Origin of the sequence: Rhizobium sp. SSA_523, from assembly GCF_030435705.1 — a bacterium.
GTDB lineage: Bacteria > Pseudomonadota > Alphaproteobacteria > Rhizobiales > Rhizobiaceae > Neorhizobium.
In genome coordinates this window covers 224,506-249,235 of record NZ_CP129382.1, presented here as the reverse complement: position 1 = coordinate 249,235, position 24,730 = coordinate 224,506, and the positions used below count along the sequence as shown (strand labels likewise).

At 65.7% G+C, this 24,730-nt stretch carries 27 protein-coding genes and 1 pseudogene; 5 read left to right on the top strand and 23 right to left on the bottom strand.

Annotation, left to right across the window (positions count from 1 at the left end):
* Nucleotides 1-19: 19 nt before the first annotated feature.
* From QTJ18_RS09480 to QTJ18_RS09380, 21 genes are all read right to left on the bottom strand, one after another.
* Nucleotides 20-445 carry an RT0821/Lpp0805 family surface protein gene (locus tag QTJ18_RS09480; RefSeq protein ID WP_252751657.1) on the bottom strand — a complete coding sequence of 142 codons (426 nt, stop codon included), beginning with the start codon at nucleotides 443-445 and terminating at the stop codon, nucleotides 20-22.
* A gap of 297 nt (nucleotides 446-742) precedes the next feature.
* Nucleotides 743-2,140, bottom strand: coding sequence for a sensor histidine kinase (locus tag QTJ18_RS09475; protein WP_252751658.1), 1,398 nt, complete (start codon nucleotides 2,138-2,140; stop codon nucleotides 743-745).
* Nucleotides 2,130-2,801, bottom strand: coding sequence for a response regulator transcription factor (locus QTJ18_RS09470; RefSeq protein WP_252751905.1), 672 nt, complete (start codon nucleotides 2,799-2,801; stop codon nucleotides 2,130-2,132). The genes QTJ18_RS09475 and QTJ18_RS09470 overlap by 11 nt, the downstream gene beginning before the upstream one ends.
* Nucleotides 2,802-3,099: 298 nt before the next feature.
* Nucleotides 3,100-3,354, bottom strand: coding sequence for a hypothetical protein (locus QTJ18_RS09465; RefSeq protein ID WP_252751659.1), 255 nt, complete (start codon nucleotides 3,352-3,354; stop codon nucleotides 3,100-3,102).
* Between the two features lie 129 nt (nucleotides 3,355-3,483).
* Nucleotides 3,484-3,699: a hypothetical protein gene (locus QTJ18_RS09460; protein ID WP_252751660.1), complete on the bottom strand. Its 216-nt coding sequence runs from the start codon at nucleotides 3,697-3,699 to the stop codon at nucleotides 3,484-3,486.
* Complete coding sequence (locus QTJ18_RS09455) at nucleotides 3,696-7,514, bottom strand: baseplate multidomain protein megatron (RefSeq protein ID WP_252751661.1); 3,819 nt, start codon at nucleotides 7,512-7,514, stop codon at nucleotides 3,696-3,698. The genes QTJ18_RS09460 and QTJ18_RS09455 overlap by 4 nt, the downstream gene beginning before the upstream one ends.
* Nucleotides 7,515-7,571: 57 nt before the next feature.
* On the bottom strand, nucleotides 7,572-8,051 hold the full coding sequence (locus QTJ18_RS09450) for an NlpC/P60 family protein (RefSeq protein WP_252751906.1): 480 nt from the start codon (nucleotides 8,049-8,051) through the stop codon (nucleotides 7,572-7,574).
* Nucleotides 8,052-8,092: 41 nt separating this feature from the next.
* Nucleotides 8,093-8,965 (bottom strand): DUF2163 domain-containing protein, encoded by an 873-nt coding sequence (locus QTJ18_RS09445; RefSeq protein WP_252751662.1) that lies wholly within the window; start codon nucleotides 8,963-8,965, stop codon nucleotides 8,093-8,095.
* Nucleotides 8,962-9,600: a DUF2460 domain-containing protein gene (locus QTJ18_RS09440; RefSeq protein WP_252751663.1), complete on the bottom strand. Its 639-nt coding sequence runs from the start codon at nucleotides 9,598-9,600 to the stop codon at nucleotides 8,962-8,964. Before QTJ18_RS09440 ends, QTJ18_RS09445 begins: the two co-directional genes overlap by 4 nt.
* A gap of 150 nt (nucleotides 9,601-9,750) precedes the next feature.
* Entirely contained in the window at nucleotides 9,751-10,317 is a 567-nt protein-coding gene (locus QTJ18_RS09435) for a phage tail tape measure protein (RefSeq protein ID WP_252751664.1), read from the bottom strand.
* Nucleotides 10,318-10,331: 14 nt separating this feature from the next.
* Nucleotides 10,332-10,550 (bottom strand): rcc01693 family protein, encoded by a 219-nt coding sequence (locus tag QTJ18_RS09430; RefSeq protein ID WP_252751907.1) that lies wholly within the window; start codon nucleotides 10,548-10,550, stop codon nucleotides 10,332-10,334.
* Nucleotides 10,550-10,984 carry a gene transfer agent family protein gene (locus tag QTJ18_RS09425; protein ID WP_252751665.1) on the bottom strand — a complete coding sequence of 145 codons (435 nt, stop codon included), beginning with the start codon at nucleotides 10,982-10,984 and terminating at the stop codon, nucleotides 10,550-10,552. Before QTJ18_RS09425 ends, QTJ18_RS09430 begins: the two co-directional genes overlap by 1 nt.
* Nucleotides 10,984-11,391: a phage major tail protein, TP901-1 family gene (locus tag QTJ18_RS09420; protein WP_252751666.1), complete on the bottom strand. Its 408-nt coding sequence runs from the start codon at nucleotides 11,389-11,391 to the stop codon at nucleotides 10,984-10,986. The genes QTJ18_RS09425 and QTJ18_RS09420 overlap by 1 nt, the downstream gene beginning before the upstream one ends.
* A gap of 103 nt (nucleotides 11,392-11,494) precedes the next feature.
* Nucleotides 11,495-11,893, bottom strand: a complete 399-nt coding sequence (locus QTJ18_RS09415) for a DUF3168 domain-containing protein (RefSeq protein ID WP_252751667.1) — start codon at nucleotides 11,891-11,893, stop codon at nucleotides 11,495-11,497.
* Nucleotides 11,893-12,228: a phage head closure protein gene (locus QTJ18_RS09410; protein ID WP_252751668.1), complete on the bottom strand. Its 336-nt coding sequence runs from the start codon at nucleotides 12,226-12,228 to the stop codon at nucleotides 11,893-11,895. Before QTJ18_RS09410 ends, QTJ18_RS09415 begins: the two co-directional genes overlap by 1 nt.
* Nucleotide 12,229: 1 nt before the next feature.
* On the bottom strand, nucleotides 12,230-12,799 hold the full coding sequence (locus tag QTJ18_RS09405; RefSeq protein ID WP_252751669.1) for a head-tail connector protein: 570 nt from the start codon (nucleotides 12,797-12,799) through the stop codon (nucleotides 12,230-12,232).
* Between the two features lie 372 nt (nucleotides 12,800-13,171).
* Nucleotides 13,172-14,467 carry a phage major capsid protein gene (locus QTJ18_RS09400; RefSeq protein WP_252751670.1) on the bottom strand — a complete coding sequence of 432 codons (1,296 nt, stop codon included), beginning with the start codon at nucleotides 14,465-14,467 and terminating at the stop codon, nucleotides 13,172-13,174.
* A gap of 4 nt (nucleotides 14,468-14,471) precedes the next feature.
* Nucleotides 14,472-15,044, bottom strand: a complete 573-nt coding sequence (locus QTJ18_RS09395; protein ID WP_252751671.1) for an HK97 family phage prohead protease — start codon at nucleotides 15,042-15,044, stop codon at nucleotides 14,472-14,474.
* A gap of 79 nt (nucleotides 15,045-15,123) precedes the next feature.
* The gene (locus tag QTJ18_RS09390) at nucleotides 15,124-15,450 is read right to left on the bottom strand and encodes a DUF6107 family protein (protein ID WP_252751672.1); all 327 of its coding nucleotides are present in this window, start codon (nucleotides 15,448-15,450) and stop codon (nucleotides 15,124-15,126) included.
* Nucleotides 15,451-15,736: 286 nt separating this feature from the next.
* Nucleotides 15,737-16,924, bottom strand: coding sequence for a phage portal protein (locus QTJ18_RS09385; RefSeq protein ID WP_252751673.1), 1,188 nt, complete (start codon nucleotides 16,922-16,924; stop codon nucleotides 15,737-15,739).
* A 53-nt stretch (nucleotides 16,925-16,977) separates the two neighbouring features.
* Nucleotides 16,978-17,718, bottom strand: coding sequence for a hypothetical protein (locus QTJ18_RS09380; protein WP_252751674.1), 741 nt, complete (start codon nucleotides 17,716-17,718; stop codon nucleotides 16,978-16,980).
* A gap of 290 nt (nucleotides 17,719-18,008) precedes the next feature.
* On the opposite strand from QTJ18_RS09380, the gene QTJ18_RS09375 reads away from it, so the two are divergent.
* On the top strand, nucleotides 18,009-18,149 hold the full coding sequence (locus tag QTJ18_RS09375) for a hypothetical protein (RefSeq protein WP_252751675.1): 141 nt from the start codon (nucleotides 18,009-18,011) through the stop codon (nucleotides 18,147-18,149).
* 168 nt (nucleotides 18,150-18,317) lie between these two features.
* Here the strand turns inward: QTJ18_RS09375 and QTJ18_RS09370 are convergent, their stop codons facing one another.
* Together QTJ18_RS09370 and QTJ18_RS09365 are read right to left on the bottom strand one after the other, a co-directional pair.
* Complete coding sequence (locus QTJ18_RS09370) at nucleotides 18,318-19,775, bottom strand: DNA-packaging protein (protein ID WP_489667182.1); 1,458 nt, start codon at nucleotides 19,773-19,775, stop codon at nucleotides 18,318-18,320.
* 323 nt (nucleotides 19,776-20,098) lie between these two features.
* The gene (locus QTJ18_RS09365; protein WP_252751676.1) at nucleotides 20,099-20,674 is read right to left on the bottom strand and encodes a hypothetical protein; all 576 of its coding nucleotides are present in this window, start codon (nucleotides 20,672-20,674) and stop codon (nucleotides 20,099-20,101) included.
* 827 nt (nucleotides 20,675-21,501) lie between these two features.
* On the opposite strand from QTJ18_RS09365, the gene QTJ18_RS09360 reads away from it, so the two are divergent.
* The 4 genes and pseudogenes from QTJ18_RS09360 to QTJ18_RS09345 all read left to right on the top strand — a co-directional run bounded on the left by QTJ18_RS09360 (nucleotide 21,502) and on the right by QTJ18_RS09345 (nucleotide 24,721).
* Nucleotides 21,502-22,272, top strand: a complete 771-nt coding sequence (locus QTJ18_RS09360) for a DUF1828 domain-containing protein (protein ID WP_252751677.1) — start codon at nucleotides 21,502-21,504, stop codon at nucleotides 22,270-22,272.
* A 142-nt stretch (nucleotides 22,273-22,414) separates the two neighbouring features.
* Nucleotides 22,415-22,867, top strand: a complete 453-nt coding sequence (locus QTJ18_RS09355) for a GFA family protein (protein WP_252751678.1) — start codon at nucleotides 22,415-22,417, stop codon at nucleotides 22,865-22,867.
* Nucleotides 22,868-23,066: 199 nt separating this feature from the next.
* Nucleotides 23,067-23,573 (top strand): annotated as a pseudogene (locus tag QTJ18_RS09350) ((2Fe-2S)-binding protein); the annotation flags it as partial.
* 131 nt (nucleotides 23,574-23,704) lie between these two features.
* Nucleotides 23,705-24,721, top strand: coding sequence for an FAD binding domain-containing protein (locus tag QTJ18_RS09345; RefSeq protein WP_252751679.1), 1,017 nt, complete (start codon nucleotides 23,705-23,707; stop codon nucleotides 24,719-24,721).
* The last annotated feature ends 9 nt before the right edge of the window (nucleotides 24,722-24,730 follow it).

Below are 24,730 nucleotides of genomic sequence, written 5' to 3'. Positions count from 1 at the left end.
AGGGGATCGGCCCGATCCGTCAGGTCAAGGGAGTCCAGGAACCGTCGTCGTTGCGGCAGCCCGCGCCGCGCAGCTTGGTCTCGCGCCCGCCAACCGTCAGCGTATGGGTATATTGCCGGCAGTTCTGCGAACCGACCTGATAGGGCGCGGCGGCAACCACCTGGCCCGTCACGCCGCTGCCTGCCCAGGGAACCGGCTGGCCGACACCGGCACTTTCCAGCGCCCGATATTCAGCCTCCAGCGCCCGCTGCCGGTCGCTGTCGCTGAGCTTGAGGCCGGAGCGGCCGACCATTCCGCCCTGCAGCGCCGCGATATATTTGGAAGATGGCGAGGCCGCGCGGGAGAACAGGCCGCCGCCGCTGTTTGCGCCGCCCGTGGTGCAACCGGACAGCAGGGCTGCGGCAAGCATCGTCACCAGAACAAAGCTATGAGGGCGAATGCGCATTCTTCTCCAACCGTCTCAAGACAAATGACGGGCCCCTCCCGCAAGGGTTCCCGGTCTAGCTGCGTCCACCCCCCCTTTTAACGGTTTGGCCGCAAAGGTCGAGGCCGAAAGAGCGCCTGCCAACAAGAACTCATCGTGATCTGGCGCGAGCTCGGCGTGATGCAGGAAGGCCTTCCAAGATCCGGCTGCCGGTTCTCCGGATCGGGCACCGATCCCGATACCGCTCGCGCTCCCGCTCCCGCTTCCGATCAAGCGAGGCGTGCCTACACCGACGCCCAAATGCGCTGGCCGGATGCGCTAGCCATTGTCCATGGCAATGCCCGGAAGCGTCAACAGCGCCTTCAGGCCGCCGCGTTCGCCGCGCGTCAGTTCGAAGCGGCCCTGATATTCGCGCGTCACCTCGCCGACGATGGACAGGCCGAGCCCGGTTCCCGGCTTGCTTTCGTCCAGCCGGCGACCACGCTTCAGCGCCTCCTTGATCTCCGCCGGCGTCAGGCCCGGGCCATCATCCTCGACGGTGATCTCCACCCAGTGGCGGCGCGGCCCCTCGGCGCCTTCCGGTGCCGGCGCGGCCGAAACGCTCAGCCAGACCACCGAGGCGGAATGGCGCGCGGCATTTTCCAGGAGATTGCCGACCGTCTCTTCCACATCCTGCTGTTCCATGGCGAGCGCCAGGCCGGCGCTGGCGGCATGCAGCTGGAATTCCTTTTCCGGATTGAGACGGCGCATCACGCGGATCAACCGCTCGATCACCGGCTCCACCTCGGTGCGGGCCAGAAGCGATTCGCGCTGGGCGGCGATGCGGGCGCGGTTGAGATAGGATTGCACCTGGGCCTGCATGGCCTCCGCCTGGCTGCGCACCACATCGGCCTGCGGCTTTTCCAGAAGCCGCGCCTCGTTCAACAGCACGGCAATCGGCGTCTTCAGCGAATGGGCGAGATTGCCGACCTGCATGCGCGCCCGCTCGACAATGCGCCGGTTGCTGTCGATGAGGGCGTTCATTTCCACGGTCAGCGATTGCACCTCGCGCGGAAACTCGCCCTCCAGCCGCTCCATCTCGCCGCGCCGCACCCGTTCGAGGGCGCGGCGGGCATCGGCCAGCGGGCGCAGGCCGAAGAGGATGGCAAGACCGTTGACGACGAGGCTGAGCAGGCCGAACACCACCAGCGCGATATAGAGGCTGCGGGTGAAGGCCTGGATATCGCCGTCGACGATGTTGAGATTGCCGGACACGCGGAACCGCGCCGCGCGGCCTTCGCTGTCCAGAACCACTTCGGTCTCGGCCACCAGAACATGGTTTCCGAAGGCGTCATAGGTGGGATAGAAGCGTTCGTAGCGGTTGTTGAAGGGAACGGTGAGGATGGACGGCACGGCGATGTTGGAAACGCCGAGCGACGAGGAGGAGAGCGGCGTCGCGGCGAAGGTGCCGAGAGGCTCGACGATCCAGTACCAGCCGGTCTCGGGCTGCGAGAAGCGCAGGTCGCCCAGCTGCGGATTGCCGTTCAGGCTGTTGTCGTCGCCGATGGTGATCGAGTTGATGACGTTGTAGAGCTGCGCGCGCAAAAGATCGGTAAAGGCGCGCTCGGCGGATTTGGCATAGAGCGCCGAGATGACCAGCGCGATCACCACGAGGGCGACGGCCGACCAGAGGGTTGCCAGCAGGAGAACGCGGGCAGTGACCGATCTAATGACCATCGGCAGGCGCTTGCATGCGATAGCCGAGACCGCGCACCGTCTCGATCAGGTCGACGCCGATCTTCTTGCGCAAGCGTCCGACAAAGACCTCGATCGTGTTGGAATCGCGGTCGAAGTCCTGATCATACATGTGTTCGATCAATTCGGTACGCGACACCACCTGGCCCATATGGTGCATCAGATAGGATAGCAGGCGGAACTCATGCGATGTGAGTTTCAGCGTAACCGAATTCACCGTCGCCTTGGACGCCTTGGTATCGAGGCGCACCGGCCCGCAGACGAGCTCGGAAGAGGCGTGGCCGGCGGCCCTGCGAATGAGCGCCCGCACGCGCGCCAGCACTTCCTCGACATGGAAGGGCTTTGCCACATAGTCATCGGCGCCGGCATCGATCCCGGCCACCTTGTCGCTCCAGCGATCGCGTGCCGTCAGCATCAGCACCGGCATGACTTTGCCGCCTTCGCGCCATTTCTCGACGACCGTAATGCCGTCCATTTCCGGCAGGCCGATATCGAGGATCACTGCGTCATAGGGTTCGGTATCGCCGAGGAAATGCCCTTCCTCGCCGTCAAAGGCCTGATCGACCACATAGCCGGCCTCTTTCAGGGCATCGGCCAGCTGGCGGTTCAGGTTCTCATCATCTTCAACGACCAGTATGCGCATCATATCCTCAGAAAACAGCGGGTTTTGCGAAAGCGTCAGGGTAAAATCGTCGGGGTAAAACCGTCAGGGTGAAAGCATTAGACGAAAAGCGTTAATGTCAAAGCATCGGGGAAAAGCCATCAGGAAAAAGGCATCAGGAGCAAGGCGTCCGGTGCGACTCGATCAGCGGGCTTCTGGGCCCAGGAACTGAGGATGCGAGCGCCGCCCGGCCTCACGGCGGCTCGAGCCTTCATCCTTCTGCACGCCCCGCTCACCAGCTCCCTGCTCAACACGCCTGCTCCCGGCTCAACGCTATTGCTTACATGGGTACCCGCATCGTCACCTTGCGCGGCCGCTCGCCACTGCCCTGCACCAGGACCGTGACGATGCAGCTGCGTCCGTCGTTTGTCGGCTCTGCCGAAAGCAGGTATCCGCCCGTTTCCTTCACCACTTTGGAGGCAGCATCTCCGCAATCACCGGATACGAGAACCAGATAATCGAGGGCAAGGCTCTGGCTGCTCGAGAGGCTGATTATCGCCGCAGCGACGATCGCGATCATCCAGTTTGATGCCATAATTTCCCATTCCACTGACGGTGACAAGCCGGTGATTTGCACCGCATCGATGCTGCCCTTTGTAACCGAAGGCGGCTGAATGGTAAATGAATGTGGCATTCACAGGCCCGCCACCTCACGCGTCTGTCATCAGCCGGGAGCGATCGTTCCGCGGGCGCTGAGCCGTCCGTAAATCGCCAGGATCCCGCCGATCGCGCCCGACAGATTGATGATCGCATCGGCGATCCCATTCTGGTCCGAAAGCGAAAGATCCGCGCCCGAGGCTTTCATCACGGCCGCTGCCACGGCGATCAGCCCGCCCCAGATCGTCTTGGATTGCCACCAGGTCTTGGTCATGTCCATCATGCATCTCCTTCTTGTTTGACGGGGATATCGACATAAAGCGCAATCCCCAGGGGAACGGCCCGGCCCAGTTGCCGCAGCCGAAGCGTCAGGCGCGTCTGCGCCGTGCCGAAATCGTGAACTTCGTCGGCGAGAGCGTAGTCGAAGCGCGACGCGCCGACCTCCACCTGCCGCACGACGGTCTGCGCCTGCAGGATCTCCAGCCGGTAGGCCTCCTGCGGCTCGTCGAGCGCGATTTCGCTGGCATTCCAGTCATCGGCATCGATGCGGCTGCGCCTGATCCAGGTGATCGCGATAGCCTGGCCGATGCGCCGTGCTCTGGCATGCACCGGGGCAAGCGGCGTCTCGGCGCGCATTGCGCCGGCAAAGGCGACGGGACCGGCCCGACGCCCGCCCCCGCCCACCGGCTCGACGATCCAGTTCAGCAGGATGCCACGCTCATCCGGCGAGAGCCCCATCGGCACCACGGCCTCGTCCAGAAGCACCACGGGCGCGCCCGCGGCATGGCCGGCGGCCATCGCATCCTCGGTTCCTGCCATGCCGCGCAACAGGCAGGACAGGCGGAAACGGCCGGGCGCCACCTCGCTTGCGGTGGTAAATCCCAGCACTTCCCAGGCGCCGCTGGCGCTGAGGACGGCAAGCCGGTTGGTGCCCGCCAGCACCGCCACAGGCGGCGCGGAGGACAGTTCGCCGAAAGCGAGATCGACCTCCAGGCTGCCCGGACGATCGAAACGGCCGATCACGCCGAAGCCGGCATCGAGCGGGCGGCTCAAACGCCCGATGATGGCGGGCCGATCGATATTGGCACGGGCGCGAAAGGCCTCGCTGGTCGTCGAGGCGGACAGGAGCATGCGCCGGAAGGGCTTGCAAAAGGCCGCCACGCGGGCAAAGCCGGACGGGTCTGATCCGTCGAGGCGCGGCAGGTCGAGATACTGGATGGCGGGCGAAAAGGCCGCCGAACCGGTGACCGGCGCCGCCCTCTGCTCGCCTGTGTCGCGGGTGACGACGGCATTGGCCGGCGCGTGCCGCCGCGCCTCGATCCGCCGCACGGTGCCGTCCTCGATCCGGGTGACGAGATAGACCCCCTCCGGCCCCTCGGCGATGCGGATCGGATCTCCCGGCATCACGTCGATGCGCGAGGGCGGAAGCGAAAACCGGACCATGCGCCGGGACAGCTGGTTGTCGCGCAAGAGGGCATCGGCCGCGCTCTGCACCGCGGCCTCGTAAAGAACGCCTTCGAGATCGGCCCTCAGGATCCGGTGGCTGGCGGCGGAAACCATGTGCCGCGAGCGCAGGCTCGCCGACTGGTAATCGAGCGCCGGATTGCTAAAGCCCATCACCACTTCGGCGGGAAAATCGCTGGCATGCCCGCGCGTCTCCTGCCAGGCCGCCTCCTTGTCCTGCTCGGCCAGCACGTCGATCACCTGCGGCGCAAGGCTCGCCTTCATGCGGGAGCGGATGACGAGCCGCCCCGCCTCCTCGATCACATCCAGCAGGAAGATCCGCGCCAGAGGCTCGATCAGGGCGCGTGCGGAGGTCACCTCCGCCTGGACGAAACCCAGGAGATCGCCGGTGACATCGGAGACGTCGAAGGCGGTAAAGCCGTGATCGGTGAGCACCGCGGCAAGCACATCGGCAAGCGTCGTGGCGCCCATGCGTCCATTGAGCCAGTGCCCGGTGCGCCAGTTGTCGCCGTCCGACCAGGTTTCAAGGGCGTCGGGAAAGGCCGGATAGGGCCTGGCATCCCAGGTCCAGACGAAGATGTGGCGTGGGTCGACCATGCCCTTCGGCGGACCCGGGCCCTGCCACCAGGCGTGATGCGCCTCCAGAAACCGCCGCTGCATGCTGTCGGAGCGCTGCGCGCTGGAAAAATAGGGCGCAAAGCTCTCGGAGGATTTCGGATCGAGGAAGACATTCGGCTGGTTGGCGCCCTTGTCGATGGCCGGGCAGCCGAGTTCGGTAAACCAGATCGGCTTTGACCGCGGCTGCCAGGGGCTTGGGGTCGCAAGCTCCCGGCCGCCGCGCCGTTCGTAATGCGGCTTGGTCCACCAGCTTTCGAGATCCTTCACCCGGAACACCCAGGGCTTGTCGGCCGCGCCATCGGTAATGGGGCGGCGGTTGCGGGCCTGCCGGTCGGCCTCGCCTTCGTAATACCAGTCGAAGCCCTCGCCGCCGGCAATGGCTGCCGTCATCGCCGCTTTGTCTTCGGGCGTGCGCATGCCGTCCGGATTGGCCTGGCCGAGATCCTCCTCGCGCCAGTCCGAGAGCGGCATGTAATTGTCGATGCCGACGGCCGTGATGGCGGGGCAGGCCCAGAGCGGATCGAGATGGTAGAAGACGTCGCCGGAGCCATCCGCCGGATGATAGCCGAAATATTCCGTCCAGTCGGCGCCATAGGTCAGGGCGGTCGCAGGCCCGAGGATGGCGCGCAGATCCGTCGCCAGCCGCACGAGTTCGCCGACGAAAGGAAAATCGCCGGCCGCGCCGCGCAACTGTGTGAGGCCGCGAAATTCCGACCCGATGATGAAGCCGTCCACCCCGCCCGCCTCCCGGACGAGCGCCGCATAATGCAGGATCATCCGGCGATAGCCCTCCGCGCGGTTGACGAAGGCTGCCACCTCGCCTGCGGCCGAAGCGGTCCCGTCCGGCGATCCCGGCCGGCCCGGCGCCGGATGGCAGGTGATGCGGCCGCGCCAGGGATACGGCGCCTGCCGTGCGGCGCCATGCGGATCGGGCAGGGCGTTCTCCGCCGGCACATCCATCATGACGAAGGGATAGAGGAAGACGCGCAGCCCCCGCGCTTTCAGATCGGCCAGCGCCTGGCGCACGCTTGCATCGCTCGGGGTGCCGCCATAGGCCGGCGAGGCGCCGTTGCGGCTGACCAGATAGGCATCCTTGCGCTCTATGCCCGCCACCGACCAGGCCGCACTTTCCCGGCCCCGCTCCAGGCTCTCGACGCCCGGCAGGATGCGGCATTCGCCGGCGCGCAGATCGGTGCCGAACCAGCTGACAACCAGCGCCACGCTTTCGACATGCGGGCAGACGGCCTGCAATTCGTTCAGCGCCGCCTCGAAATCCGTGCCCGCCGTCAGCGTGTGGCGGTTGACGATCCGCGCACTGCCCTCGCCGGTTTCCTCGGTCACCTGTGCCGTGGCATAGCCATGCTCGCTCGAGCCGGGTATCAGGGTAACAGCCCGCAATTGCCGCTCCAGCTGGCCGACCGGCCGCACCACCTCGAACTGGAACAGCGGAATGCGATTGCCGAAATCATTGATCGGCAGATGGTCGAAAACCGCATAAGCGAGGCCGCGATAGGCCGGCGCCCGGCCGGTCCCCTGCTTGGCTTCGATCAGCGGATCCGGCGGCTGGTCCTCGGTGCCGCGATACAGGCGCATCTCGATCTGGGTCAGGTCGAGTTCGCGGCCATCGGCCCAGACCCGGCGCACCATGGCGATCTCGCCTTCGCAGATGCCGATGGCAAGGTTGGCGAAATAGCTGAAGGTCTCGACCCGCTTGCGGCTGGATCCCTTGCCGCCGCGCCGCTCGCGCGTCACCTCCTCCGCAAAGCGCGTCGCCCAGATCAGCGTCCCGCCGATCCGCACCGTCCCGTAGACGCGGGTGATCGGCGTTCCCTCGTCGGCGCCGGGAATGCGGGCATTGGCAAGCCGCGGGCCGGCAATGGTGCGCCTGTCGCCGATCAGCGCATGATCGATGGCGGCGCCTGCCATTCCGCCGGCGGCCCGCCCGATAATCGCGCCGAGCGGGCCGAAGACCGAGCCGAGGGCGGCGCCCGCCGCCTGAAACAGGATAGTCGCCATGGCGTGCTCGCAAAGGCTGACCAGACCGGATGCAGACCGGATGCGGACCGGAGGCGATCAGGCCTTGATCGGAGGTTGAGGGGGAAAGCGGTGCACAGCCGCAAGCTTTCTGCACCAGGCGGGCACCAAAGCGGAGCGGATCACCGCCGCCTGTTCGTAAGCGTGGATGAAGCAGTCAGCTCCGCTTAGAATGCCGGCATGCTTGGCGGCACAATCCTGGCGCCAGCGGAAGATCAGGAGATCGCCGGGCTTTCTCTCGCAGAGCGGCAGGGGCTCGCCGAACAGGCGGTGGGCGGCGGCAAGCAGGCGCTCCTCGCCGCTGCGTTCCGCCCAGTCCGGCGCATAGGGCGGCACGTTCAGGGGCAGAGCACCATAGAGCTCGCGCCAGATGCCGATGACAAGGCCGATGCAATCGCAGCCCAATCCCTTCGTCGAGCCCTGGTGACGATAGGGCGTGCCGATCCAGCCTTCGGCCAGCGCCACCACCCTCAGGCCCAAGCCTTCTCCTGCTTGCGCAGTCCTGCCCGGACCGCGCATGTCGCGGGGTCTTGTCTCTTGATGACCGGCCGCGTCCAGGCTCATGGCACGATCGGACGGCCGTCATGCAGCCGCTGCCCATCACTGTAGGAATAGCTGAAATCCGTGCCCGGCACATGCGGGAAGCCCCGGAAGTTCAGCCCGTTGCGGAACCGGTCGCGGCAGGTGGAAAAGCGCTTGTCGCAGCCGGCCACGATGGTGACCGGCGTGCCGGTTTCCGGAATGCTGTCCAGCGGCAGCCAGAGGCTCACTTGCGCCGTCCCGTCCGCCTGCAGCAGGTGCGAATCGACGGCGTGGCGCGTGTCGCCTATGGTCAGCATGCCATGGTCGAACGTGCCGCCGGCAAAGCCCGCAATGCCGCTGAGGAGCAGATGGCTTCGGTCGCGGAACCCCGCCATGCTGGCCGTGGCGCTGAAGCCCTCCAGCCTGACGCCGCAGCGCCGGTCGCCGAATTCGGCATCGCAGCGGCGGCTGTAGATCCGCCCCTGCGGCTGATCGAGACGATGAGCCATGCTGCGCAGTTCCGCCGAAAAGCGCTGGCCGGCGCGGACCACCTCGCCGATCTCGCGCACCGCCAGCAGCGCCTTTTGCCAGGGCTTTTCCCAGTTGACGAGGAAGAGCTCGACCCGCGCGCCGTCGAAGCGGCCTTCCGCAAGGTCCTGTTCGGTGATCGCCTGGCTGGAAAAGCCGCCGGCCACTTCGCCGCTTGCCGCGGCAAGCCCCTCGCCGCTCTCTTCCTCCAGGGCCGCAAAGCCGCTGGCGGCCAGGCACAGAATATCGTCCACCAGAAGATCCTGGTCGTGATCGGTAAAACCGAAGCGTTTTCCGTCGCGGCGGGTCACGCGCCAGACCTGGCACACAGTGGTGGCCTCGCCGGCCAGATGTTCGGCAAGCGTCTTCGAAATCTGTCTCACGGCAGGATCTCCGTAATGGGAATGGCAGGGATGCTGCCCGCCTGGAAAGCGGACAGGTTGACCGCTATGCGATCGGTATCGAAGCGCACCGGCACATCGAATTCGAAGCCGGCGCTCACCGCCGTCCCGGCCTTGGGGATAGCACCCGGCCGGAAGGTGATCAGGCCGCGGACGCAATCGACCTCAAAGCTGTCGCCGGTCAGGATCTCGCCGTCCAGCGCCACCCGTACCGTGCCTTCCACCGGCTTTGCAATGCGGCGAACGACGCCGCCGGCGGCATCCGCATAGGTCTTCGACAGTTCGAAACTGGCGCTTTTGCCATCGCCGGTGCCGATCCGCTGGTCGCTGGCCTGGGGCACCGAGAGCGGCGGGCAGGATTTCCAGTCCACCGGATCGCGGAAGCGGAAGCCGTGCAGCTGGCCGCGCCGGGCCTCGAAAAAGGCCAGCACCTCATAGAGATCGCTGACCGAGCGTATGCCCGAACCGGCATCATAGCTGCGCCTGGCGGAGCGCCAGCGGGCATTGCGGTTTTCGCGGCCGTTCGACAGATTGACGATATCGGTGCGGCGAACCGGGCCGCCGGTCACGCCAAGCGCCAGCCGCAGCGGGAAGCGGACCTCGTGGAACGCACTCATGCCGATCCTTTCCAGCCTTTTGCGACCCTTGCCAAGCCTCGATCTTTTCTGAACCCCGGCCCTTCCAAGACCCTGGCACTTCATGGCCCCTGGCGCTTCCGAGACCCGGACCCTTCCCGGTCGTCGTGCGAGCGGGAAGGGTCGCCGGTCTCACAGGCCGCGCCGGCCGCGCGCCACGCTGCGGGCCAGCATGGCGCTGATCTGTCCCTCGCTCTTGCGGAAACTGTCGGCATCGGCGGTGGTGACGTTGAAGACGATCGGCGGGCCCGCGGCCTGCCCGCCTCCCCCCGTGGCGACGCCGAGCGATCCGTCCGCGCCGCGTTTCAGCGGCAGGATGGCCTCCGGCCCCGCTTCGCCCATCACCCCCACACCGCCGCCGCCCATGGCAAAGCCCGTCGGCGATTGCACGACGCCGCCCTTGGCAAAGGCAGTGACCGAACCAAGCGAGCCAGCCAGCGATTGCGCCGCCTGCGAGACGAGGCCCTCCAGCGGCTTCATGGCGGCGGAAAGCGCCATATCGGTGAGCCGCCGGCCCAGGCCCTGCAGAATATCGTCCAGCCCCTTGCCGTGCACGGCCGCCGCTTGCAGCGCATCGCTGAGGGCCGCGCCGAACCGCGCCGAGCGGGCCTCGAGCGCGTCCATGGTCCCGGACAGCGCCTCGCCCTCGGCGCGAAACTGCGAGAACGCCTCGGGCGCGGAGCTTTTTCGGTCGGTCATGCCTCGAAGCCTTTTCAATCATCGGGAAAACGCGCCATCAGCGCCTGCAGATCGCGCCGTTCGAGCCGCGCGAGCCGGGAGGGCGAGAGCGCCAGACCTCCCGCCATGGCCATCACCTCGCCGGGCGTCAGTTGCCAGAAGGCGGCCGGCGGCAGCCGCAGCAGGCAGAGGCCGAGATGCTGGATGGCCGGCCAGAAGCCATCCGCATCCGTCCCGCCGCCTGCTGCGGACATCAAGGGGAAGCGGCCGTCTCCCCGGCCGGACTTTCGCACGGGCCGCCCCGCGGCTGCGGCCCGGCTGCGGTTTCCGGCGGCCGCGCAGGAAGCGGCGTGCCGAAGGCCAGTTCCAGGAGATCGCCGACCAGAGCGGCGCAGGCCGCCACACCGCCCTCCACATAGGCATCGGCGAGATCCTCGTCGGCAAAGAGATTGCCGCCGCCGCGCAGGCCCGCGCCCATCACCTTCACGAGATCGCCGGAGCGCAGCCGCCCTGCCGACAGATGCGCCGCAAGCGCGCCGAGATCGGAGACGCCGAAGGCGGTTTCCAGTTCCGAAAGCGCGCCGAGCGTCAAGCACAGGATGCGCCGTTCGCCGTTGATCACCGCCTCCACCTCGCCGCGCCGCCGATTGGCCCGACCCTGCCCTGCCAATTTGTCCCTCTGCGTCATCACACTGCTCCAAAGGTCAGGCTGCCGGCCGATTCGAGCGCAATCTCGAAGCGGACTTCGCCGTTGTGATCGCCGGAATATTCCAGCGCGGTGATCTGGAAAGGCCCGGTGACAATGCCGAAATCGGGGATCAGCACCTGGAAGGAAAGGATCGTCGAGGCAAAGAAGGTGGCGCGCACCAAAGCATCCGAGGCCTGGTCCTTGAACAGGCCCGCACCGCTAATCGAGGCGCGCTGCACGCCGGCGCCCCCCAGAAGCTCGCGCCAGCGTCCGGCACTTTCCGCATCCGTCACGTCGACCACCTCCGCATTGAAGGCAAGCCTGCGCGAGCGCAGCCCCGCGACCGTCACCCAGCCGCCGCCGCTTGATAGTTTCAACAGAAGATCCTTGCCTGCCTGCGCCACCATCTGCCTGTCTCCCTTTCGATCATCGTTTCCGATGATGCCGTCCGATGACTGTCTTCGATGCCCCTGGCCGATGACCCGTTCGACGACCTCGTCGACGATCCGCCTATTCCGTCACCGCCCTGAAGGTCAGATCGACCACGAAGAGCTTCGCGCTCTCCTCCGGCCGGCTGGTCATGGCCTCGCAGGTCAGGAGAACGAGGTGGAAGCCCTCGAGCGAAAGCGCCGCATGGTGCAGCGCGAGGCGGGTCGCCCTTGCAATGGCCTGGGCGAGGGCCCGGCCCTCGCCATCGCTGAAGACGCTGAGGGTAAGGCTGTGCTCCTCGCCGGGCTCGGTCGCGGTGGAATGATCGCGGCTCTCGATCCGACCATAGATCAGGCAGGGCAGCCGCCGGCGCGCGCGAAGGTGATCGCGGATCTCGTCTTTGCCGACCAGCCGGCCCAGATCCGGATCGGCAATTAGCCGTGCGTGAATGGCCCGCATCAGGGCTTGCTGCGCGCTCATCAGATCTCCTCTTCGCAATCGCAGATCCAGAACCGTGCCGTCTCGTCGGGATCGCGCACCGCCTTGACGGCAAAGCGGCGCAGACCCTTGACCAGCCGCTCGCCGGGCGAAGGCGGGTTTTTCGCCGCAATCCAGATCCGATGCGTCACCGTCACCCGTTCCGCAGCCGCCGCAATCAGGTCGGCGCGATGGGCGACGGGGTCGATCCGGGCCCAGAACCGCCCCGCCGCGACGAAACGGCGCGTTACGCCGCCCTGGCCGTCCGGCTCATCCACCTGGACCTCGCGCACCAGCCTGGCATTCAGCGCCCCCACGTCAAAGCTTGCCGTCTCCATCTTACAGCCTCCGCAGCCGGTGGCTGGCGATCAGCCGCTCATAACCCTCCGGCACGGCTGCCGGCTGCTGGTCGAGCGGAATCGTGCCGCGCATGGCATGCATGGCGGCGATATGCAGCAGGAGAGCGCGGATCAGCGGTCGCGGCACAGCCGCGCCCGTCTCGCCGAAGCCGGCGGAAACGTCGATCTCGATACCGTTGATCGCCTGGCCGGGCGCCGGCACATCCCGCAGCCAGAGACGCGCCGGCCGGCTTTCGCCATCCAGCAGATGGCCTGCCGTCGATACCGGAACCGGCCTGCCCGCCTCGTCGTAAACCGTCACCGCATCAAGGCTTTGCAGCGGTCCCCTGACAATCGTGATCACGCCGTTCTGCGGCCATCGGTCGAGATAGAGCCGCAGCCGCTGCCGCATCAGGCAAAGCCCGGTCTCGGCTTCGAGAAAGTGCCGGGCCACCGTGATGAGGTCGGTCAGCAGCCCATCCTCGTCCGGATAATCGATCCGCAGATGCGCCTTTGCCTCGGCCAGCGAAAGCGGCTCGACGGCAGGCGCCGCAATGACGGCGTAAGTCATGGAAAGATCCTTGCGATGGGGGAGGAGGCAGGAGGCAGGAGGCAATTGGCAGTAGGCAGTAGGCAATCGGCAGTAGGCAGTAGGCAGTAGGCAGTGAGGAGTGGCTTCGGCGATTGGGAGGACGGCAGTAAGGGGTGGGATTGGGAGTTCGGAAGCAGGCGTTGGGGGAGTGGGGAAACGGCAGCAGGCCCAGCCCTTCTATTGGCTATGCCCTATTCGCTACTCACCCCTATTCCCTATTCCCTACTTGCTATTCGCTATTCGCTATTCGCCCCTATTGCCTATTGCCCACTGCCTATTGCCTACCCGCTACTGCCTATTGCCTACCCCCTATTGCCTACCCGCTACTGCCTACGCCCTACCCCCCGGCCCTCAATTGGCCGCGAACTTCACCAGCTTGATGGCCTCGAAATTCTGCACGCCGCCGCCGACGCGCTTGGTGGTGTAGAACAGCACATAGGGCTTGGCCGAATAGGGATCGCGCAGGATGCGCAGACCCAGCCGGTCGACGACGAGATAGCCGGAGCGGAAATCGCCGACGGCAATCGCATTGGCATTGGCGGCGATATCCGGCATCTCCTCCGCCTCGGCCAGCCGATAACCCATCAGCGTTGCGGGCTCGCCGGCGCTTTGCGGCGGACGCCAGAGGTAATTGCCGTCGGCATCCTTGAATTTGCGGATCTCGCTTTGCGTCTTGCGGTTCATCATGAAGCTCGCCGCCTGGCGATGGCCGGATTTCAGCGCGTAGAGGGCATTGATCAGGACATCGGAGGGGCTGGTCGTGGCGAAGGCGCCGGCGGCCCCGGTGGCGATATGGCCGAGATTGCCCCAGCTCCAATTGCCGTCCGCAATGCTCGGATAGGCCAGGAAACCCTTCGGTTTGTTGATCCCGTCGCCGCGAATGAAGGCATCACCCTCCTGCTCGGCAAAGACGATATCCACCTCGCCCGCCAGCCAGTCCTCGATATCGACGGCGGCATCATCGAGCAGCGCCTGCGTCGCGGCCGGCATGGCGTAGAGTTCCATGGTCGGGAAGGTAAGCTCGGTGAGAACCGGCGAAGCGGTCTGCGGCCGCTGGGCGGTTTCCGACACCCAGCCCGTCGCAAGGCCGGCGGTGGAAAACGGCTTCTTCAAGGTCCCGGAGGAGACGGTGCGAATGCTCGACAGGGCGCGCATGGGCGAGACCATGCTCAGGCGCCGGCCGATTTCGCTGTCGGTTTCGGGCGGCACCAGATAGCCGCCATCGGTGGCGGAGCCGGCGCTCATCGCCTTGGCCTCCAGGTCGCGCAGGCCCGCCTCCTCGCCGCGGCGCAGATAGGCCTCGAAGGCCGCCTTGTGCTCGAGGCTTTTCGCATCCGCCTCGCCGCGGCCGGACAGGGCCGGACGCTGCCGCTTCAGGACGAGCTGGTCCAGCACCGCCTTCTGCTCGTCAATCGCGCTATTGATGCGCTCCACCTTGTCGCGCGTCACCACATCGGCGGTCAGCTTGTGCTCGATTTCGCCAAGCCTCCGGTCATTGGTTTCCTTGAAGGTCTCGAAAGCCTCCATCAGGTCGTGGAAGGCCGCGTCCAGAACGTCAGGCACGGCCTTCGCTTCGGGCGCCACCCGTCTTGCCGGCGGCCGGCCCTCGTGTGCGGCCAGTGCCGGCTGCTGTGCGTGTGTGGTCATCTGGTCATCCTTTGAAACGGGTTGCGAGAAGGGTTCTGGCGGCCCGCCGCATGGCGCGGAGCCGTTCGGTTTCCCGGTCGCGGTAGAACCGGGCATGTTTGACATTGGAGACCCGCGCCGAGGGCAGCATGGGAAAGGTCACCACGGAAATCTCCCACAGATCGGCCTCCAGGATCCGGCGAATGCCGCTTTTCGGCTCGCTGCGGGCCTTGACGGTGCGAAAGCCGATGGAGAGCCCGTCCAGCGCGCCGCTCTTCATCAGCGCGTGCACTTCGCGGGCGCGGGCGACGCCGCCCGACAGCAGGCCTTCGACGTAAAGACCGCGCCTGTCCTCGCGAAGCACGGTCCAGGCGCCGATCGGCTCATGCGGATCGTGCTGGTAGAGCATGCGCACGCCGGCAGCCCCGCGCTCCTGCAGGCAGGTGCGGAAGGCGCCGCGTTCGATCACGTCCTTGCCGAGATCCACCTCGCCGAAGACGCTGGCATAGCCGGCAAAGCTGCCATCGCCGCCGAGATCCGAGAGCTGAAGGCTTGCAAATTTGCGCGCGGTCGGGCGCGGCCCGCGATAGGCGTGCATGGTACGTTTCTCCTGCGGTTGGAGCATCGGAAGCCGGGCTGGCAGAATCCTGCCGGTGGCGAAAAGCGAAAAGCGACCCTTACGGCGGTGGCTCGACTTTCGTGCCGTAGCGATTGGCAAAGCGGGTGAGGATGCCGAGAACCCACCAGGCCGAGAGGCTGGCGGCGGCGGCACCCGTCAGCGTCGTTTCCACCGGCGAGAGCTGGCCGGCCAGTCCCAGCCGCGCCGTCAGCCAGAGCCCCGCCGGGCCGCCGAACATCACGCCGCAGGAGACGCCGGTCATGAACCGGCTGGCCGCCTCGCGCGCGCTTCTCGGCACGAGATAGACCAGCGAGACCCAGGCGCCGGCCACCGAACCGACGGCCTTTGCGGCCAGGAGGCCGCCATCCTGACCGAGATCAGCCATTTCCTTTTCTCCAAAATCTTTACCTTGTCGTGCCATGGTGGTTGCCTGGATGCGGGTGCACCTGTCTGCACCCGTCTTCGCCGGCGCGAGCGAAAGGCCTGCGCGGCATTTCGTGAATCCCCTGAATCGCTTGGCAGCGGGCGTTGAGAGAGTGAATCCGGTTCTTCATGTTCCGGTTGAACGACTTAAAGCACCCTCCCGGCCACTCCCCTTCGGCCACTGCCCTTCGGCCACTCCCCTCCCGGCCTCTCCCCTTCCGCCCTCTCCCCTTCCGCCCTCTCCGGCTTCAGTCGCCGCCCGAGCGCCATGGACGATCGCCATAGCCGACCGCCTCCCGCTTCTCCGCATCGCTGAGGAAGTCGGCGCGGCCGATGCGGTCCCACAGGCCATCGCGTTCCGCCGCAAGACCTGCGACCTGATCGAGATCGGCCTCCAGCCGCAGGGGCTCGCCATAGGCCGCGCCGAGCCAGGCCGAAAAGCTTGCCGCCGTGCGCGCCAGCAGCGGCACCACAGTCAACCGGTAGAAGGCGCGGTTGGCCTCCTGGTAATTCGCATAGGTATTGTCGCCTGGAATGCCGAGCAGCATGGGCGGAACGCCGAGCGCCAGGGCGATATCGCGCGCGCTGGCATGCCTTGCCTCGATGAAATCCATATCCTTCGGCGAAAATCCCATGGCCTTCCAGTCCAGCCCGCCCTCCAGCAGCAGCGGGCGGCCGGCATTGACGGCGCCGGCATAGCCCTGTTCCAGTTCGGCGCGCAGCCGGTCATACTGATCCGGCGAGAGATTGCCGCCATCGCGCGGCTGGTAGACCAGGGCGCCGGATGGGCGCGCCGAATTGTCGAGCAGGCCCTTGTTCCAGCGCGTCGCCGCATTGTGGAGATCGAGCGCCGTTACCGCGGCGCCGAGCGGCGGATAGCCCAGCTGGTCGTCGAGCGGGTGAAACAGTTTCAGATGCAGAAGGCCGGGCCCTGCCGCATCGCCCTCGGCGCCAATGCGGCGAACCCGTCCGCCGACCCGGTAATCGTAAGCGAGCGGCCAGCCATCGGCGCCTGCCACGAGGGTGACGCGATCCGGCCGCAGCAGGTGCAGTTCCCGCGGCTTTGCCTCCAGCGACAGCGCCTCCACATAGGCATTGCCAGAGAGCATCAGGTGGCCATACAGGGTTTCGAAGAAATCCGGGCCGCTCTGGCGCGGATTGGGCCGGGCCAGAAGCGACAGGATCGGATGATCCGGCCTTTCGCGCGCGCCGCGATAGCAGAGCCAGGGCACGCAGGCGCAGGACTGCGCCAGCATGGTGACCGCGCGATGCGCGACGGGATTGCGCATGAAACCGGTCTGGGCAAGCGCAGCATAGGACCGGCCGCTCCAGCCCCCGCCGGCGCTGCCCGCCAGCACCGAGAGGCCGGCGGAGACGGCGCCTGGCCCGCCGCCCAGGCCCCTTGCCGCGCGCTTTGCCGCTTCCGCCTTGCGCATAAGCGCGTCGTCACTCCGCCCTCTGCCGCCAAAGGACCTCGGAAAGGGAAACCTCATGCGCGCGCTCCCGGCTCTCTTCCCTCAGACAGTCCTGCTTCTTCCGCGCTTTCTCCTTTTACCGAAGTTTCCGGCCGTCCCGGCTCCGGCAAATCGCCGGCCGAGAGCGCCAGCACATAGAGCCGTGCATAGCGGGCAAGATCGGCGGCGCGATCGTTACCGTTGACGATGCGGCGGGCGCCGAGCCAGTCGGCGCGGCTGCCCGCGAAATAATCGGCGAGACGATGTCCGGTAAAGCTTCCGCGAACCATGCCATGGATCAGGATCATCACGGCCCGCTCCGGCTCCAGCGCCGCCTCCGGCCGGTCCTCTATGCCGAAAGCGCGGTAGTTGACGCGTCCGGTGATCTGCACGAGGCCGCGGCCGCGAAACCGGTAGCCATCGCCGCTGGCGGAATCGCCATTGCCCATGCGGCTGGCATAGATGCGGTTGGCCAGCTTTTCCGGATGGCCGGCGAGTTCTTCCGGCTCGTTCCAGTAGAGCATGGTGCGGAAGGTCCGCCGCAGGCCCGCAACCGAATAATGGAGGTTTTCCTCCATCGGCTGCATCCGGCCGCCTGTTTCATGAAAGGCGGTGGCCAGCACATAGGCCAGCTTGCGCCGGTCGGTGCTGAGCCGCAGCCTGTCCCAGGCGCTGAGAATGGTCTCATGCCCGTCCACCGCCTCCTTCGTCAGGTAACCGGGATAAAGGCTCTGTCGAACGCGGTCGTAAAAGCCCTTGCGATCGGGGATGATCATCGCTTGCCTCCTGAAATGGGATGGGCGCCCGCGCCGGTTCGCCTCTCGCGCCGGACGGGTTTCTGCCGGCGGCGGCTGTCACAAACAGCCTTCGATCGGGCCCCCTCCGGGCCGTGCACGAGATTCAATCGATTTGCAAAAATACTAATCGGTTTAGGCTCTTAGCCCCTACTTTACTTTTGGGTAACGCTATGGAACCAAGCCGTCACATTGCGAGTTGTAGGCCCGATCTTTGCAGACCCGGTCCTTGCAGGCCGCTTGCCAAAGAAGCCATTCAAGAGAAGGAGATCATGATGATGCAGCAGGAAGCCCCCGTGTCCCAGACCTCGCCCGCGACCAAGCAGCAGATCCCGCTTCATCTCGTTGAACGCCTGGAGCTGGAGTGGAAGCAGATGCGCGACAGCGCTCCGGTGCCGGTCAAGGCCCGCTGACCAGACCATACAAAGACAGTGACATAGACAGAGGCTGCGGGCCGGCACGATCCGGCCGGCAGCCCTTAATTCTGACGAGCAGCGCGCCGCCGCCCGCGCCTTTCTCTCCCGATAGCCAGCGCTGAGCCATTCGGCGAGCCAGCCCTGTCCGGATCGTTCCGTGGTCCATCACAGGCCGCGTACGCGCGGTTCGCCGCCTCCCTCCAGCAGCAGCGCCGTCAAGGCCCAGACCAGCGCATCCAGCCGGTCCGGCGAGCGGCCGCCGGAGAGACCGTCCGGGCCGAAATCGCACATCTGGTCCTCCAGTGCCGGAAAGCGGCCGGCATGCACCACCCGCCCCTGCTCATAGAGCGCCGCCACCGGCTCGGCCCGCAGAAATTTGCCGCGGGTGGCGCGGACGCAGGTCAGGGGAAGGGTCTCATCAATACCCTTCAGCACCGCGGCCACCATCTCGCCTCCCTGATTGATCTCGGCCACCACGCGATCGGCCGAGAAGCGGCGGAAGGCCTTGACCACTTCGCCGGCCCAGCCGGCCGGGCTTTTGCCCTCCACCGAACAATCCGCCAGCACCACGGCCCGGCCGCTTTCCTCCAGCCCCGCCACGACGATGCCGCAGCAGGAGGTGGCGCCCTGGCCCGCCGGCGGATCGACGCCGACGACGATGCGGCGCAGCGGACCGGCCATGCGGATGAGGACCGCCTCCAGCAAACCGCGCTTCCACAGGCTGTCGTCGCGATCCTCGATCCATTCGCCGTCGAGCTCCTGCCGGCCAAGGCGGGTGCCGCCATAGCGGCTCTGCAGCGCGGCAATGAAATTGGGCGCCAGATTGCCGGCATTGTCTCGGGTCGACATGCGCACCAGTTTCGTGCCCGGATCGCCGATCAGCCGTTTGACGATCGGCACCGGACGCGGCGTCGTGGTGACCAGCTGGCGGGGATCCAGGCCAAGGCGAAGGCCGAATTGCAGCATGTCGAACGTATCCTCGGCATGTTTCCATTTCGCCAGCTCGTCGCACCAGGCATAGTGGAATTGCGGTCCGCGCAGGCTTTCGGGATCTTCGGACGAGAAGAGCTGCGCCACCGCGCCGCTTGGCCAGACCAGCCGCCGCCGGGAAATCTCGAAATCCGGCGCCTGTCGCCCGCCGATGCGGCAGATGCCGGAGACGCCGTCGATCATCACCTCGCGGGCATCGCCCAGCGTTTCCGCCACCAGCGCAATGCGCAGCCCCTTGCCAAACGGGCCGGTGGCAAGCGCCTGCACCCATTCGGCACCGGCGCGCGTCTTGCCGGAGCCGCGGCCGCCCATCAAAAGCCAGGTTCGCCAATCGCCCTTGGGCGGCTGCTGCTCCAGCCGCCCGCAGAGCCGCCAGACGCGGCTGAGCCGCAGCGCATGCTCCCTCACCCCTTGCGGCAGGGCCGGTGAAGCGTCGATGTCGGTCTTTCCGGCAGCACCGGCGAAAACATCGGCAGTGCCGGCAGAACCATCGGCAGTGCCGGCAAGATCCCCGGCCGTGCCGGCAAGCAGCGGAGCGGCAAGCGGCGTGCCTGCGGCTTCTGCGGCGTCTGCCAGGGTCGGGTACAGGTGGGTCAGCCTCGTCGCGCCCTTCTCGCAGCCGCGGCCGAGCATGCTGGCCTCGGCGGCAACGTCCAAAGCAAGATCCGCAAGGGCCGCCGAGCCGCGGCGCACCGCCGAGGCAAGATCAAGCGCGGTAGGGGCCGTTCGAACGCGCCCTTTGGAGCGCCATCTGCCCTGTTTCACCCGGCGGCGTTTCATGCGCTAAAAACCTGCAGGAATGAAACCAGGGATGGCCAAATCGCTCCCGCAGACATGACCTGAGGGATCCGCGACAAAAACAGAGACTGTTGCGTCGCAGGGTGAGCGAGGCCTTCCCGCCCTCCTCCGATCGAGCCGGCCAAAAGATCCGGGTTTGCGATTTGACAGGATGCGGATCAAAGAGAGCGAGATTCCGCCTCGCGCAGATCCTGTCGCTCCGTTTCCGGCCCATCGCGCGCCCGCTTTTCCACGGCGGGAGCCGGTTCTTCCTCCTGCCTGTGCCGGGAAAGCTCCGCCGCCCGCGCCTCGATCAATTGCTCGAGATCGCCGAGCGCCCGCAGGAAACCCTCTTCGTCCGTCTGGCGCGCCGCCTCATCCGCCAGATCGCGGGAAAGCTGGCGCTGCAGGCTGTCGACCTTTTCCAGCGTGCGCACGATGAGGCTCATGGCATCGGTGGCCGCCTTCAAATCGGCGCGCGCCAGCTTTTGCGCCGCCTCATCGCCCCCCGCCGCCATATGTTCCGCCGCGGCGCGGAGTTCCCGGAAGGCGACGAACTGGGCGCGCATTTCCTGCGTCATCTCGTTGAGAAGCAGGCGAAGTGCCGCGGCATCACAGGCGGCAGTCGCGCTCGCCTCGGCGCTTTTCAGCTCCAGCCGGACCTGCTGGCCTGCAGGCGGGTCCTCGAATGTGCCGAACAGCCTGAGATCGATCTCAGGCATGCCGGTCTCCAAGGTCTGGATCGGATCGATCATGAAACTCTCTCCTGAAGCGGAACGGCAAGCGGCCAGGAACCCGGGACCGGGCCCGACGGACACGAAAACAGCCCCGAAGAGGCTCATCCGGGGCCGTAGCTGTTCCTGCTTCTGCCGGTGTGCATGTGAATGCCGATGCCGATGCCGATGCCGATGCCGATGCCGATGCCGATGCCGATGAACGGTTGCGAGCCTTCTACCGGCCGCCGGATACAGATCTTCGACTGTGCCTGAACCCTAGCAAACCACCGTCACGCCGTCAAGGATTTTTTTCCTAGGTGGCGACTTGATGAAGCCTGCGGGATTCGCTATTGCTTCCTTATCGGAGAGCTCGCGATGAGATTAAAAGCATTAATTTCTGCGGAAAAAGTGTCGATCAAGATCTGGGACTGGAAGCAAGGGGAAATCCCTCGCTCGCTTTGGCCGTCTCGTCGTGCTAAGCCCAAGTTTTACAAATGGGGGCCGCTATATAAATGGCGGGTTATTTCTTTTTTTGCTCTCGATACGGATTGCCGAGTCCTAATCTTGTTTAACGAGACAAAGCAGATCTTTCGGGCTTCGTTCGGGATCACGGAAGGCGGTGAAACCAGGGTCTTGTGCGATTACGAATTTCACGCCTCTGAACCTGGTTGGCACTGCCATGCTCGATGCGATGATGTGGCGACACTTTCACCCGGCACCAATCGCTTTGGCAGCGTCAGGCTTCCAAGGTACAATCGTCCGCACAGGCGGACTGAGTTTAAGTTCGGAAAAAGCGAACTTTCCGAAGCTTCAGCATTTCAATGCGCAGTGACTGTCTACGGCCTTGACAAGAGGGATAGCTGGCTATGAAAGCTGATCTGTGCCACGCATTCTGCAACAACATCATCGTTACGCCGGTACCCGCCGGGGTGGCTGTGAGCACTGTCTTCAGGCGCGATGATGGGGACCGGATCGCCTTTTACGTTATTGAAGAGGAAAACGGGCTTATCCGTCTGGAGGACGATGGCGGCACAGTCCAGATGCTGGAAGGAGCCGGCGTCGATTTCGAAACCGACACGCGCTGCCGCGCTTTCGAGACGCTTTTGTGCTCTGCGCACGCGACCTTCGATGGCGCGGACGCGACGATCAGGACAGCGCCATTTCCGCGTGAAGAGCTAGCTGCGCAAGCCCTCGATTTTGTTGCCGTTCTGCTTAGGATGAACGACTTCCTCCTCCTAACGCAGGAAAAAATTGCATCCACTTTCCGAGACGATGCTGCAAATGCCATTCGCGCCGGAATTGGAGGACGCGCCAATATTCGAGAAGGCGAGGCAGTGAACTCCCGCCTCTCGGAGGTGATGCCGGATTTGGTGGTTGAGACAATCGGCAGACCACCCGTTGCCATCTTCTTTGGGAACACTGAGAGCCGTGTTCACGATGCGATCTTTCTGCATCAAACGGCAGCATATGAGGTGAAAGAAGATCTGTCCGTTATCGCTCTTCTGGAGCAGGATAATTCCATATCCACGTCGCTGAGACGACGAGCAACCAATCGCCTGACCACCGTACCTGTATTCCGTCAGGATGAAGAAGCCGCAGTGTCTCGCATCGTTCGCGAGGCGATCGGTAACCTTTAGGACTGTTTCGGGAAAACACGGTTGTAAGGCTTCCACCAGCGCTCGACACGCCCCGGCAACTGGCGCAAACCTCCTGCCGCGCTAAGTGGTTTCGGGTGGCCCTGCGGCCATGGCGTTTCGTCCCCGGATCAGGAGTGCGGTCATGGAAAACCCGAAAACCCCAGCCCCGAAAACCCCAGCAAGGCCAGAGGCCGCCGAGGGTCAGGATCTCGTCGAAGGCGGGTGCCTGTGCGGCGCCGTGCGGTTCCGTGCGGTCGGAAAACCCTATCGCATCGGCCTCTGCCATTGTCTGGATTGCCGCAAGCATCACGGCGCCCTGTTTCACGCCTCGGCCATCTATCCGCAATCCGCCGTCGCGGTCGAAGGGGAGACGGGTCAGTATCGCGGCCGGCATTTCTGCCCCGCCTGCGGATCGCCGGTGTTCGGCCGCTCGGAGGACGAGGTGGAGGTGCATCTCGGCTCGCTCGATCAGCCAAGCCTCATGCAGCCGACCTACGAGCTGTGGACCATTCGCCGCGAAAGCTTCCTGCCGCCCTTCGAGGATCTGCGGCATTATGAGCGCGACCGGCCCTCGGGCAGCCGTTCCGAGGATTGACCACCCTCCCCGCAGAGCCCGCCGCGATTTCACCCCGGCGCACTTTCTACCGCGAGCCTGGCGCGCGACTCCGGCGCTTCTGCCGCGCTCCTCCTGCGCTCCCGGCCCCCGCAGTCTCGGGCTGCGGAACAATTCTTCCTCTCCCCGGGTTCTTCCCGCAAGCCGTTCGGGCTTCACGCTTCAAGCAAAGGAAGATGCCATGCCTCAAGGCCCCCTGCGCCCCACCTCGCACACTGCCTCGCCCACTGCCTCGCCCACTGTGCCGGTCACGCTGACGATCAACGGAACGCCCCGGGCGCTCGATATCTATCCTTTCGTCACCCTTCTCGATCTCCTGCGCGGCCCGCTTGACCTGACCGGCACGAAAAAGGGCTGCGATCATGGCCAGTGCGGCGCCTGCACGGTGCTGATCGATGGCCAGCGCATCAATTCCTGCCTGAAGCTGGCCGTCAGCCTGGATGGCGCCGAGATCACCACGATCGAAGGGCTCGGCACGCCTGACAACATGCATCCGCTGCAGCGGGCCTTTGTCGAACATGACGCCTATCAGTGCGGCTATTGCACGCCCGGCCAGATCTGTTCCGCCGCCGGCCTTCTTTCCGAAGGCCATGCCCATAGCCGCGAGGAGATCCGCGAATTGATGAGCGGCAATCTCTGTCGCTGCGGCGCCTATACCAATATTGCCGATGCCATCGAGGATGTCATGGATCACAGCCGCGAATTCGGCCTGGATGAGGACGGAAGCCCTGGTCGGGGGAATGGTCGGGGGGATGGCCCGGGCAACGGCTCGGACGGACGATCCGGCACCCGCAGGACGACGCATCGGGAGGCTGCCGAATGAGACCCTTTTCCTATCATCGCCCCACCGAAATTTCCGATGCCGTGAAGGCGCTTGCCGCCGATCCCGGCGCCAGGCTTCTGGCCGGCGGCACCAATCTCGTCGACCTCATGAAATATGATGTCGCCCATCCGACCGCGGTGATCGATATCAACGCCCTGCCGCTGAAAGCGATCGAGCTTTCCGATAACGGCACGTTCCGCATCGGCGCGCTCGCCACCAATGCGCAGGTTGCCTATGATGCCCGCATTGCCGAAGCGCTGCCGCTGCTCTCCTCTGCCATTCTGGCCGGCGCCTCGCCGCAATTGCGCAATGCCGCAACCACCGGCGGCAACCTCCTGCAGCGCACGCGCTGCTATTATTTCTATGATCCGGCCATGGCCTGCAACAAGCGCAAGCCCGGCAGCGGCTGCTCGGCGATCGGCGGGGTGAACCGCATCCACGCCATTCTCGGCGCCTCGGACCAGTGCATCGCCACCCATCCCTCCGATATGTGCGTGGCTCTGGCAGCGCTTGATGCGGTGGTGGAAGTGGTGGGGCCGGATGGCCATCGCGACATTCCCTTCACCGCCTTCCACCGGCTGCCGGGCGAGCATCCGGAGCGGGACAATACGCTTCTAGACGGCGAAATGGTCGTCGCGGTGCGGGTCGAAAGCGGCCGTTTCGGCCGGCATCATTCCTATCTGAAACTGCGCGACCGGCTCTCTTACGCCTTTGCGCTGGTCTCGGTGGCGGCCGCGCTCGATATCGAGGATGGCCGCATTCTCGACCTCCGGGTGGCGCTCGGCGGCGTGGCGCACAAGCCCTGGCGCGATAGCCTGGCGGAGGCGGAATTCGCCGGGGAAGCGCCGGAGCGGCGCACCTTCGAGGCGGTGGCCGACCGGCTTCTGGCCGGCGCCAGGGGCCAGGGCGACAATGATTTCAAGATCCCCCTGGCCCGCAAGGCGATCGTCCGGGCACTGGTCCAGGCGGCCGAGGCAAGGCCGCAGATCCAGGCCGAAAAGCGCGTGCGCTGAAGGAGTTGA